The sequence below is a fragment of the Proteus mirabilis HI4320 genome (assembly GCF_000069965.1).
In the GTDB taxonomy this organism is placed as follows: Bacteria; Pseudomonadota; Gammaproteobacteria; order Enterobacterales; family Enterobacteriaceae; genus Proteus; species Proteus mirabilis.
The window spans coordinates 2,631,278-2,643,855 of the sequence record NC_010554.1 but is presented as its reverse complement, the minus strand read 5'-3'; the positions used below and the strand labels follow the sequence as shown (position 1 = coordinate 2,643,855).

The window sequence follows — 12,578 nt, the reverse complement described above, 5'->3', positions numbered from 1 at the left end:
AGGAGGTTGCAGTGTTTCTTGCCCAAGAAATTATTCGTAAAAAGCGTGATGGTCATCCTTTAACTGAAGAAGAGATCCGTTTTTTCATTAATGGCGTCAGAGATAATACTGTTTCTGAAGGTCAAATTGCAGCACTTGCAATGACAATTTATTTTCATGATATGACCATGCCTGAACGTGTGGCTTTGACATTAGCCATGCGTGATTCCGGTACTGTACTAAACTGGAAGAGTCTAAACTTAAATGGTCCTATTGTTGATAAACACTCAACAGGCGGTGTTGGCGATGTTACATCACTGATGTTAGGGCCAATGGTCGCTGCTTGTGGTGGTTATGTTCCGATGATTTCTGGTCGTGGATTAGGTCATACTGGTGGAACTCTTGATAAGCTTGAGGCTATTCCCGGCTTTGATATTTTCCCTGATGATGAAAAATTCCGCGATATTATTCGTCATGTTGGTGTAGCAATTATTGGGCAAACCAATTCATTAGCACCTGCTGATAAACGCTTTTACGCTACACGTGATATTACTGCTACCGTTGATTCAATTCCGCTTATCACTGCATCTATTTTAGGTAAAAAATTAGCTGAAGGTTTGGATGCATTAGTGATGGACGTTAAAGTTGGCTCAGGTGCCTTTATGCCAACATATCAGAAATCGGAAGAGCTAGCAGAATCAATTGTACAAGTAGCAAATGGCGCCGGATGCCAAACTACAGCACTACTGACTGATATGAATGAAGTATTAGCATCAAGTGCAGGTAATGCAGTAGAAGTCCGTGAAGCAGTACAATTCTTAACGGGTGAATACCGTAATCCACGCTTATTTGAAGTTACGATGGCACTGTGTGTAGAAATGTTAGTGTCAGGTCGTTTAGCTGACTCACGTCAACAAGCTCGCCAAAAACTGCAAGATGTACTGGATAACGGTAAAGCAGCGGAAGTCTTTGCTCGTATGGTTGCAGCCCAAAATGGTCCTACAGATTTTGTTGAAAACTACAATAAATACCTGCCAACGGCGGTATTAAGTAAGCCTGTATTTGCTGAGAAAGCCGGTTTTGTCACAGAAATGGATACCCGTGCTTTAGGTATGTCAGTTGTGACTTTAGGCGGTGGTCGCCGTAAAGCAACTGATGCTATTGATTACAGTGTTGGATTAAGTGAAATCGCGGCACTAGGAACAGAAATCAATACAGATACACCACTCGCGATGATCCATGCCAATAGTGAAAAATCATGGCAAGAAGCTGCGGCAGAAGTCCGTAAAGCGATGGTAATTGGTGAGACAAAACGTGAAACGTCACCAATGGTGTATCGCCAAGTCAGCGAATAAGAACTCAATGATGATTTATAAGTGACATATCCGTGGTCTACGGAAAATGACACAGGAGAGAGAATTATGAAACGTGTACATATCATGGTATTAGATTCCTTTGGTATCGGTGCTGCTGGTGATGCGGAGAAATTCGGTGACCAAGGCGCAGACACTTTAGGACATATCGCACAAGCATTTGCAGAAGGTAAAGCGGATAAAGATGGTCGTAAAGGTCCTCTTCACCTACCTAATCTTTGCCGTTTAGGTTTAGGTAAAGCGGCTGAAGAATCAACAGGTAAATTCCCTGTTGGTTTAGACAAAGATGCGGAAATTATTGGTGCTTATGGCTACGCGAGTGAGATCTCTTCTGGTAAAGATACACCGTCAGGCCACTGGGAAATCGCGGGTGTCCCTGTATTATTTGATTGGGGATACTTTAAAGATTTGAAAAACTCTTTCCCTCAAGAGTTGCTAGACAACATTGTTAAACGTGCCAATTTGCCGGGTTATTTAGGTAACTGTCACGCTTCTGGTACGGTTATTCTGGATGAACTGGGTGAAGAGCATATGAAAACTGGGAAACCTATTTTCTATACTTCTGCTGACTCCGTTTTCCAAATTGCTTGTCATGAAGAGACCTTCGGTTTAGATAAATTATATGAGCTATGTGAAATTGCTCGTGATGAACTAAACAAAGGTGATTACAACATCGGTCGTGTCATTGCTCGTCCATTTATTGGCGACAAACCAGGCAATTTCTCACGTACAGGTAATCGTCATGATTTAGCTGTTGAGCCACCAGCACCAACTATGTTGAAAAAACTGGTTGATGAAAAACAAGGCCACGTTGTCTCTATCGGTAAAATTGCTGATATCTATGCAAATGTAGGTATTACTAAGAAAGTGAAAGCAACAGGTATTGATGCTCTGTTCGATGCAACGATTGAAGAGATGAAATTAGCAGGTGATAACACTATCGTTTTCACTAACTTTGTTGATTTCGACTCATCTTATGGTCACCGTCGTGATGTTGTCGGTTATGGTGAAGCACTCGAATTATTCGACCGTCGCTTACCTGAGCTGATGGAATTAGTGAAAGAAGATGATATTTTGATCCTAACCGCAGACCATGGTTGTGACCCAACTTGGCAAGGTTCAGATCACACCCGTGAACACATTCCGGTTCTGGTTTATGGGCCAAAAGTTAAACCAGGTTCATTAGGTCACCGTGAAACTTTTGCTGATATCGGACAAACTGTTGTGAAATACTTCGGTTTATCACCAGTAGAATACGGTAAAGCAATGTTTTAATTTTACTTCGGTAGGCATAGCAATATGTCTACCGAATTATATTTGAATAGTGAAAGATCAATATTAAAAGGAAGAATTATGGCTACCCCTCATATTAACGCAGAAATGGGCGATTTTGCTGATGTCGTTTTAATGCCGGGCGACCCGCTTCGTGCTAAATACATTGCTGAAACTTTTTTACAAGACGTACGTCAAGTAAATAATGTTCGTGGCATGTTAGGTTTTACTGGTACGTATAAAGGCCGTAAAATTTCTGTAATGGGCCACGGTATGGGTATTCCTTCCTGCTCAATTTATGCTAAAGAGCTAATTACTGATTTTGGTGTAAAAGTGATTATTCGCGTGGGTTCATGTGGTGCGGTATTACCAGATGTTGAATTACGTGATGTTGTGATCGGTATGGGAGCATGTACAGATTCTAAAGTTAACCGCTTACGCTTTAAAGACCAAGATTTTGCGGCTATTGCTGATTTTGAATTAGTACAAAATGCTGTCTCTGCTGCGAAAGCAAAAGATATTAAAGTTCGTGTGGGTAATATTTTCTCAGCGGATCTTTTCTACTCGCCTGATCCAGAAATGTTTGATGTGATGGAAAAATACGGCATCTTAGGTGTTGAAATGGAAGCAGCAGGTATTTATGGTGTAGCTGCGGAATATGGTGCACGTGCCCTGACAATTTGTACTGTTTCTGATCACATTAAGAAAGGTACACAAACAACCTCAGAAGAGCGCCAAACTACCTTTAATGAAATGATTGAAATTGCATTAGAATCTGTTCTGTTATTAGAAGACTAATTGATACATTTCGTTGCTTAAATTGAATTGAAACCCAATGTTGCATTGGGTTTTTTTATGTCTATTTTTCTTTTTATTCATTTGATTTTTAACTTTATTTAATATAATTAGGATTTTTACTAAGTATATTTATATAGAAAATAATCGGTGATTAACTTCACATCATTGAAACTGTTTTTACATGAGTGGTTATCATTTTTGTAACATAAAGTGCAAATATAATAACGACTACAAGGATCCTCATGTGCTAACGATTATCGGATTACTCATTATTATTTCTATTGTGACATTACTAATGATGGGGAAAACAAGCCCAATTATTGCAATGTCGGTCATACCATTAATTGGTGCGCTTGTCGCAGGTTATTCATTTACTGAAATATCTACTTTTTTTGAATTAGGTATTAAAAAGGTGAGTAGTGTCGCAACGATGTTTTTATTTGCGATACTTTTTTTTAGCATAATGAAAGATCTGCATATTTTTAACCCTCTGATCCGTATGATGATCAGTATCACCCGTGGCAATGTCATTATAGTGTGTATTGTCACAGCGTTAGTCGCGGCTGTTGTACATTTAGATGGTTCGGGTGCGGCGACATTCTTAATTATTATTCCTGCTTTTTTACCGCTATATCGCCGTTTAGGTATGAGCCCTTATCTTATGTTGCTAATTATGTGCACCAGTATGGGGGTGATGAATATGGTACCTTGGGGAGGGCCTTTAGGTAGAGCCTCGGCTGTAACCGGTATTTCGGCTGCGGAATTGTGGCAAAAGATCATCCCAGTACAGATAATTGGTATTTTTGGCTCGATGCTTTTTGCCGCGGTTATGGGGGTGCGAGAAACCAAACGTATTGCTAAAGCAAAACTAAAAGGGACTACGCCTTATGAGCAAGATTCTTTATTAAGACAATTTGATGAAGATCAGCCAGAAACAGGAACAGAAAAACCACAAAAATTTTGGATCAACCTTCTGTTAATTATCGGCTCAATTACGTGTTTAGCCTTAGGATTATTTTCGGCACCTTATATTTTTATGGTTGCATTATCAGCCGCTCTAGTGATCAACTATCCTAAGCCAAAAGATCAAATAGCGATAATTAATCATCATGCTCCTCAAGCACTCTCTATGGTAGCAATTATTTTAGCGGCAGGTGCTTTTTTAGGCATCATGTCTAATGGGAAGATGCTGGAAGCTATTGCCCTTGATTTAGCAGCAGTATTACCTTCTCATTGGGTCGATAATTTGCATATTGTTGTAGGTATATTAGGTGTTCCCATGGATATCTTTACCAGCACTGATGCTTATTATTTTGCACTATTGCCTATTGTGCAGGAGGTCACTGCTAGTGGTGGTGTCCATGTTGCTGATGTTGTGTATGCTATGGCCATAGGTAATAATGCCGGAACCTTTGTAAGTCCATTCTCACCAGCCGCTTGGCTTGCTATGGGGCTTGCTGGCACTGATATGGGTAAACATTTACGTTACTCATTTGGTTGGATTTGGCTATTTAGCTTCTTTACCCTAGGTGTTGGCACATTATTGGGACTGTTTTAATTTTTGTACATTAAGGTCGAATTCTAATTAATAAAGCGGGAAGGAGTACTTTTCCCGCTTTATGTATTAATCCCCATCTCAATTTGATTTTCCTACTCAATCTTCTATCAGCTATTTCAGCTGTATCATCATTATTATTAGTTTATTGGTAAAGTTCGTTATCATCGCTTAGCAATACTATTTGACCTAACAGTTTAATATATTAAGTTTTTAACTTATGCTAATTTTTTAATTATTTTTAGTATAAATAACTAATGTTATTGACTTGATTGTTTTTATTAAGCCTCTTTAGCATCATTAACTATTATTTTAATATTTAATGTCACATAAAAGTTAAGTAAAAAATAAATTATCTATCAATAAAGCATAATATGGTTTTTTGTTCTTATTTTGAGTGTTGTAGTTACATTAAATGCAATTTTAATTGCATTAATTTCATTAAAAATAGATTAATTAATTTAATTAAATATCTATTCTAATAATTTCAATAAGTTATTTGGTTTTAATATTTTTTCATTATATATCAAATTATTACAGTTAATTCCGACGATAATGCTAATAGTGAGCCTGTTTTTATTGTGATGTCAGTCACATAAAAGCAAGGGTAGGAGTGCGATGACTGTCAATATAGCTTGCCATTTATCCCTATCTTATTGATATGTTTTAAATAAAATAAATTATTAGTTAACTATTTAAATAACAACTGTTATATATAGATCACTAACTATTTTAATAAGAAAATGTATAGTATTGCTATTCAGTTTATTTAAGCTATTGTCGGTTTTTATTTGGAGAATATAGTGAAAAATCAAGATTTGTTGGGTTTATCTTCTGCTAACATTCTAAATGCTGAATTTGAGAAGAAGTACCGTGATGTTATTGCTCACTTTTTCAGCCGTGATCCGCAGTATTGGCCGATATTTCAGGATAAAACCATTCAGTCTATTACACAGTTTAGAAAGACCATGACGAATGATAAGGATCAATTACAGCGTTATGAGAATGGGCAGGCGTTATTTGACCGTTTAATGGCTGATGGGCAGATCCAGCAACATATTAATTATCCAGAGAATGATCCTAACGAGTTACTCATGTTAGTGTCGACGTTATGCAAAAACTGGGAAAATCCATTAGCGGTTGAAAATGTCATTGCGATGCCAAGCGATCCGGGTGTTTATGGCTCAATATTAGGATTAATGGGCAATCCTAATATGGTTTATTGTGAATACTCTGGTGTTGCTGATGTTTTAGAAAAAGTCACCATTAAAAAAGTAGCTAAATTAGTAGGGTACGATCCCGAAGTTGCCTCTGGGGTTTTCACCCAGGGTGGCACCATGTGTAACTTATATGGTTATCTATTTGGTTTACGTAAATCAATGCCTAATTCTAAACATTTAGGCATGGCAGCCGATCAGGATTATCGTATTATTAACTCTCAAGGGGGTCATTATTCTAATATGACCAACTTGGCGCTATTAGGGGTTGATGTTAATAACAAGACTATCCGCATTAAGGTGTCCGAAGATAATACGATTAATTTAGAACACTTAGAGCGTGAATTAAGAGCTTGTTTTACTGTTAAGTGTAAAGTACCAACTATTATGCTGACGACAGGGACGACGGACACCTTTGGCGTTGATGATGTTAAAGGCGTTTGCGAATTAAGAGATCGTCTGTGTGAAGAATTTGAAATCGCGGTTAAACCACATATTCACGTCGATGCAGCAGTAGGTTGGCCAATTATTTTCTTCTTAGATTATGATTTTAATAGCAACCCTCTGGCTATCAACGATATTACTTTAGAAGGTTTACGCCAAAATGTGGCGAAATTTAAACATCTAAAATATGCTGATTCAATTACTATCGATTTCCATAAGTGGGGATATGTACCTTATACCTCAAGTTTAGTGTTAGTGAAAAATGGTAATGACTTTGTTGCCCTTGAAAATGATCCGGAAAACTTCACTTACTTTGAACATGAATTAGAAGGTCAAACCCATTTACAATCAACTATTGAATGTACACGTAGTGGGGTTGGTATTTTTGGGGCTTATTCTGCAATGCATTATATGGGGATTGAAGGCTATCAAACCATCATTGCCCATTGCCTACAAAACGCGAACTATATGCGCCATCAATTACTTGCTATGGGGAATGCCAAAGTCATAGTGCCTCAAAACCAAGGCCCAAGTGTTGGGTTTAAATTATATGATCCAAACTTAGTCTCTGATCCTAATGTTGCCTTTGATCTAGAATCAACCTGTGCGACAGATAAAGAAGCCTATGACTTTATGGTACATAATGCACAATGGCATAGAAAATTATTCTTACAACGGGGTAAAAAGGGATTATTTACCAACTGGGTTGATTCTATTGCTTGCTCTAAGTATGCAAAAAATAATCGCTATGTTTATATTCCGGGGGAAAAAGCTGTCTTTATGAACCCGAATACGGAACGTTCCCATATTGATAATTTCTTAAAGATAATTACTGAAATGAGCCATAGTTTAAGTGCTAAGAAAGTCAGCAAAATTTAACTCGTGAGTTGATTGAATAAAATAAACTGTACCTTGATTGAGTAAGCTTACATAAGGTACAGTTTTTTGTATAAGAAGTGTGCTCATTATCTGAGTTGGCTATCTTTACTACCACGGCGATTATAGCCACTAAAGGTATTATATTTTTTATCTATCGCTTCTTGGCAGTTAATACAATAGCGAACCCCTCGAATCGCTTTTTGCCGAGCTAATGGAATTGCTTCACCACACTCATCACAAAACTCAGCACTTTCTCCCTGAGTCATTTGGTTACGCGCTCTTGCAATGGCATCATCAATAGTGGCATCAATTTGTTCTTGAACAGCACTATCATTTGCCCATCCACTTGCCATCATATTCTCCTATTAATACAGTGAATATAGGAATTAATATTGGGATGCTGTCGAAAAAAACAACAGCTAGGAGCACTATTTTTTAATAGATAATGATGGTTAGGTGCATTAAAAAGAAAAATAGCCACGTTCCATGTGGCTAAAATAATTGGCTATACTGTTTTTCTTGTTATTGGCCTCTTCAGGTTGCCTCTCTCATAAGCTATTTGATAACAGACAATTAAGTTAAAGCTGTTGTAACTTGTTTTACCGGAACCAGATGACAACAGTCACTTTCACCGGTTTTTTCAAAGGTCGATAAACGGGTGATTAAGAGTGAATGAATATCTGTTAATAATCCTTCTGTTTGCAGTTTTTGCATGATGTTTTCATCACCATCATTATTATTTTGACGTTGATAAGTGACAGGCGTTACACCACGTAATACAGTCAACTGACCAGCAAGTGCAGGGTTATCTGTTAATGCATAGATATTGTTATTTGGCATAAAGCGCGATAGAAGCGTGACTGATTGACCATTGTCAGTTAAAGCAGCAACGCTCAGATGTTTATCATTATGAAAAGCTGCTGTGGTCGCCGCTAAAGCAATCCAACGGCCTGTTTGTGAATAGTAAGAAGGGGATTGCCATGGGTTTTCGGCATTGGCGGCAAAAGAGCGCTCTGCACCTTCTGCAACACGAGCCATTGCACGAACGGCTTCTTCAGGATATTTACCTGCAGCTGTTTCTGCAGAAAGCATCACCGCATCTGTGCCATCACCTACTGCATTAGCGATATCCATCACCTCCGCACGGGTAGGCATGGGATTTTCAATCATGGACTCCATCATTTGGGTGGCTGTAATAACCGGGCAGCCTAGAGCACGGCAACGAGCAATTAACTGTTTTTGTGCACCAGGAAGACAGGCATCGCCAATTTCAACCGCCAAGTCCCCTCGCGCTACCATAATGACATCCGATGCTTGAATAATGTCATCCATATTGGCTTGACATGAAACGACTTCTGCACGCTCTACTTTGGCAACAATTTTTGCCTGACTGCCAGCAGCAACAATTAAACGACGGGCATATTCAATATCTGCACCATTACGAGGGAAAGAAACGGCTATATAATCTGCTTGAATAGCGGCTGCTGTGTGTATGTCTTGCTTATCTTTGTCCGTTAAGGCTGGTGCGGATAAACCGCCGCCGAGTAAATTAATTCCCTTACGGTTAGATAATTTTCCACCGACAGTGACCACTGTCTCAATATTATTATTATTTACTGCACGGACTTTTAATTGGATATTACCGTCGTCAAGTAACAGAATATTCCCTGGTGTGACTTCTTGTACAAGTTGTGGGTAATCTAACCCCACTTGTTGTTCATCGCCTTGTGTGCTGTCTAAATCTGCATTGAGGATAAAACTATCCCCTTGTGTTAATTGAATAGCATTATTTTTAAAACTCGCTATACGGATCTTAGGGCCTTGCAGATCAGCTAAAATGCCGATAAATACACGATGTTTTTTTGCGACCTGACGGATAGTTGCGGCTGTGGACTGATGCTGTTCGCGAGTACCATGTGAAAAATTTAAACGAAATACATTAGCGCCAGCTAAAATCAGTTTTTCAATCATCTGTTCTGAGCAACTAGCAGGGCCAAGAGTCGCAACAATTTTTGTCTTACGCATAGTGACATTCTCTTTTTTAAAGAGGGATACTGAAAAGTATCCCTTGATAACAACTTAATTTATTAATCCATGGTGACTTTTTTCGCATTCCAGACCAGCGTAGCTAAGATCATGGACACGATGGCAGAACCAATCCAGAAATACTGTACCGTTGTGAAATCATAGTGAGTGATATCACCGACTTGCGTGACTTTGATCAGCGAGGCAGAAACAAGCTCTTGAGCGGATGCGGCAATATAAGCAAAAAGTCCGATAAAGCCTTTTACTGCACCTACTGCGTTTTTTGGCATCAGGTCGCAAGCCGTTAAGCCCGCCAAGAACACCACCAGTCCGCCCATAGCAAAACCAATCATACTTAATGCAATGGCATCCATAACACGGCTTTGTGGTCCCCAGAACATGAGGGCGAAACCGGCAATATTGGCGATACCATAAATAAGTGTTGGGATATGACGATTGGCATTAAATAGTTTGTCAGATGCCATACCGGCTAAGATGGCGCCAAAGAAGCCCGCAATAGGGTAAGTTGACATAGCAAAGCCAGCATCAATCAGTGAATAGCCTTTTGAGCCTTGCAGATAAAGCACCGCCCATGAACTGATTGCGTAGCGTGAGATATACATAGCAGCGCAAGCTGCAGCGATGATCCATACGGTAGGTTGTTTTAGGACAAATAATTGAGCACGGCGAGTTTCTTTTGGATCACTTGATTTAACGGCTTCTGACTCTTCACCATATGCACTGGCAGGATCAGGTAGACCATAAGTACGAGGACGATCTTTTAAGATCATCAGTAAGATGATACCTGCTGCAATACCCGCGATACCTGCACCGATAAAACCGGCACGCCAGCCAAAGAAACTCACTATGGTCGCAGTTAATATCCAAGTGATTGCTTCACCGATATTACGTGAGCCACCCCAGATAGAATAGACTGTACCGCGCTGTTTCGGAGAAAACCATTGGAAAATAGACACACAAGAAGGGGCAGATCCTACCGATTGGAACCAACCATTAATTCCCCACAATAAGATGAAGAATAGGCTCGCAGTCGACATTCCCATAAAGATACAAACAAAAGAGGACGCAATCAGCGAGATGGACATAAAGCGGCCAATATTGGCATAATCCGACAAGAAGCCATTGGAAAACTTACCAAAGGCATAGGTAAAGAAGAACGCCGACCCCATTAAACCCAGTTCTGCAGTGGTCACAATACCGGCATCTAGCATCGGCTTTTTAACGACACCAAGTGCCATACGTACCACATAGAACATGGCATAACCTAGTACTAGCCCAAGAAAAACCTGCCACTGATATTTTTTATATATTGAGCGGATCTTTTCATTGGACGCTTCGATTAGCGGCAGATCCTTTCTGGTTTTAAAGAAACTTAACATAGAGATGACTCCGAATATTATTCATGCCTGAAGCTGATTTTGTTTTTCAGGGCAGATGCTATTCATTTAGGCCATCAGAGGGCAAAAGCGCTAATTTGAGTCAGAGCTGACACATTCTGCTGAATCGGTGAGTCAAATTTGTAACATTGCTATTAGGTGTTGGACTAAAAATGAGTGAATATATCGTCGTATCATCATCGAAAATGGGTCATTAAGGACTCATTCACTGAAAATAATAAATATTGCTAAATATCAGAAATTTGATGCTCAACACATTTTTAGGTTTATTCAACACAAAATCAGGGGTATGTCATGAGAATAAAAATAATCTTTAGCCTCATACTATTATTTAGTTGGCTGTTTATCACTCCAGCAAAAAGTGATGAGCAGCCATTGGTTATACTGACGACACTTTCAGATACACCTATGCGACCACTTACCGAAGCTTTTAGTGCTCGTTATCCTGAAACTAAGGTACAAGTGGTTTATCGGCGTGTTGCGATCGCTACACGGATGATGAAGCAGTATCCTACGCAACCTGTTGATATAGTGATGTCCTCTTCGGCTAATTTTTTTCATCATTTAGATAGAGAAGGACTACTCGCGCGCTTACCGATTAACTATGAAACACCAAAATGGCTAACTCGTCATAGTGATATCTTAAATGACAAAATAACCACGGTGGGTTATTCAGGTATTGGGATCATGAGTAACAGACAATACTTGCAAAAGTTAGGTATTCCGGCACCTAAAAGTTGGATTGATTTAAGTGATCCGATTTACCAAGGGCACTTAACTATGACGACACCAGCCAACTCTGGCACGATGCAACTGATGGTTGAAAATGTGCTGCAAGAATATGGTTGGGAGCGCGGATGGCAAATTTTACTAGAAACCAGTGGTAACCTTTCTTCGATATCGGCACGTAGTTCACGAGTGAGTGACGCTATTGCCAGAGGTATTGTGGGGGCGGGGCCTATTATTGATAATTACGCTTTTAACCACCAAAAACGCTTTGATTTTGTTGATTTTAGTTATTTTGATAAATCAATTATTTTACCTGCTTATGTCGCTATTGTGGCTGAAAGCAGTAAAAGAGATACTGCGGCCAAATTTATCGCCTTTCTTTTATCGGATGAAGGACAAGAGATTATCTATAAAAGTGATATGGCGAAGATCCCCCTCAGCAAAGAAATTTTACGTAATAATGATGAGCTTGCTAATAATACTGAGTTTATTTTAAACAGTAATGAAGCTTATCGCCGTAGCGAAGTGGTCAATGTTCTTTTTGATCAAATGATCACCCATAATTTTCCATTAATGCGCCAAGTTTGGAATGAGATCCACGAGGCAGAAAAACAACAAAATCGATCACCAGAACGGATCGCAGCAACCAATCAAGCCCGAAAAATAGCCAGTTCAGTACTAATTAGCGAAAAAGAAGCTAATTCACCGACATTACAAGCCTTATTTATGAAAGAAGCCGATCAGCGGGAATATTCAGATCAAGCGTTAGCCGTATTGTACCAATGGCGTACATTAGAAGCGGAAAAACTTGAACAAGCATTAGTTTTATTGAAAGAAACTAAATCTCCCTAACCGCCTTGTGGTTCAGATATACAGTTGAAAATACTGT

9 protein-coding genes are annotated in these 12,578 nt (G+C 39.2%); 6 read left to right on the top strand and 3 right to left on the bottom strand.

The annotated features are described in order from the left end of the window. Nucleotides 1-11 precede the first annotated feature (11 nt). The 5 genes from deoA to PMI_RS11930 all read left to right on the top strand — a co-directional run bounded on the left by deoA (nucleotide 12) and on the right by PMI_RS11930 (nucleotide 7,517). Nucleotides 12-1,334: a thymidine phosphorylase gene (deoA, locus tag PMI_RS11950; RefSeq protein ID WP_004245639.1), complete on the top strand. Its 1,323-nt coding sequence runs from the start codon at nucleotides 12-14 to the stop codon at nucleotides 1,332-1,334. Between the two features lie 66 nt (nucleotides 1,335-1,400). Then, on the top strand, nucleotides 1,401-2,627 hold the full coding sequence (deoB, locus tag PMI_RS11945; protein WP_004245637.1) for a phosphopentomutase: 1,227 nt from the start codon (nucleotides 1,401-1,403) through the stop codon (nucleotides 2,625-2,627). A gap of 78 nt (nucleotides 2,628-2,705) precedes the next feature. Beyond that, nucleotides 2,706-3,422, top strand: coding sequence for a purine-nucleoside phosphorylase (gene deoD, locus PMI_RS11940; protein WP_004249423.1), 717 nt, complete (start codon nucleotides 2,706-2,708; stop codon nucleotides 3,420-3,422). A 244-nt stretch (nucleotides 3,423-3,666) separates the two neighbouring features. Next, complete coding sequence (locus PMI_RS11935; protein ID WP_004249424.1) at nucleotides 3,667-4,980, top strand: CitMHS family transporter; 1,314 nt, start codon at nucleotides 3,667-3,669, stop codon at nucleotides 4,978-4,980. A gap of 800 nt (nucleotides 4,981-5,780) precedes the next feature. After that, a complete protein-coding gene (locus PMI_RS11930) occupies nucleotides 5,781-7,517 on the top strand; it encodes a pyridoxal phosphate-dependent decarboxylase family protein (protein ID WP_012368345.1) in 1,737 nt (578 codons plus the stop codon). An 86-nt stretch (nucleotides 7,518-7,603) separates the two neighbouring features. On the opposite strand, the gene PMI_RS11925 is transcribed toward PMI_RS11930, so the two are convergent. The 3 genes from PMI_RS11925 to PMI_RS11915 all read right to left on the bottom strand — a co-directional run bounded on the left by PMI_RS11925 (nucleotide 7,604) and on the right by PMI_RS11915 (nucleotide 10,942). Further along, nucleotides 7,604-7,870 carry a DksA/TraR family C4-type zinc finger protein gene (locus tag PMI_RS11925; RefSeq protein WP_004249427.1) on the bottom strand — a complete coding sequence of 89 codons (267 nt, stop codon included), beginning with the start codon at nucleotides 7,868-7,870 and terminating at the stop codon, nucleotides 7,604-7,606. A gap of 220 nt (nucleotides 7,871-8,090) precedes the next feature. Next, complete coding sequence (gene pyk / locus PMI_RS11920; protein ID WP_004245632.1) at nucleotides 8,091-9,542, bottom strand: pyruvate kinase; 1,452 nt, start codon at nucleotides 9,540-9,542, stop codon at nucleotides 8,091-8,093. Between the two features lie 62 nt (nucleotides 9,543-9,604). After that, nucleotides 9,605-10,942, bottom strand: a complete 1,338-nt coding sequence (locus PMI_RS11915) for an MFS transporter (RefSeq protein WP_004245631.1) — start codon at nucleotides 10,940-10,942, stop codon at nucleotides 9,605-9,607. A gap of 312 nt (nucleotides 10,943-11,254) precedes the next feature. Here PMI_RS11915 and PMI_RS11910 point away from each other — a divergent pair, with 312 nt between their 5' ends. Then, nucleotides 11,255-12,541: an ABC transporter substrate-binding protein gene (locus tag PMI_RS11910; protein WP_004245630.1), complete on the top strand. Its 1,287-nt coding sequence runs from the start codon at nucleotides 11,255-11,257 to the stop codon at nucleotides 12,539-12,541. Nucleotides 12,542-12,578 lie beyond the last annotated feature (37 nt).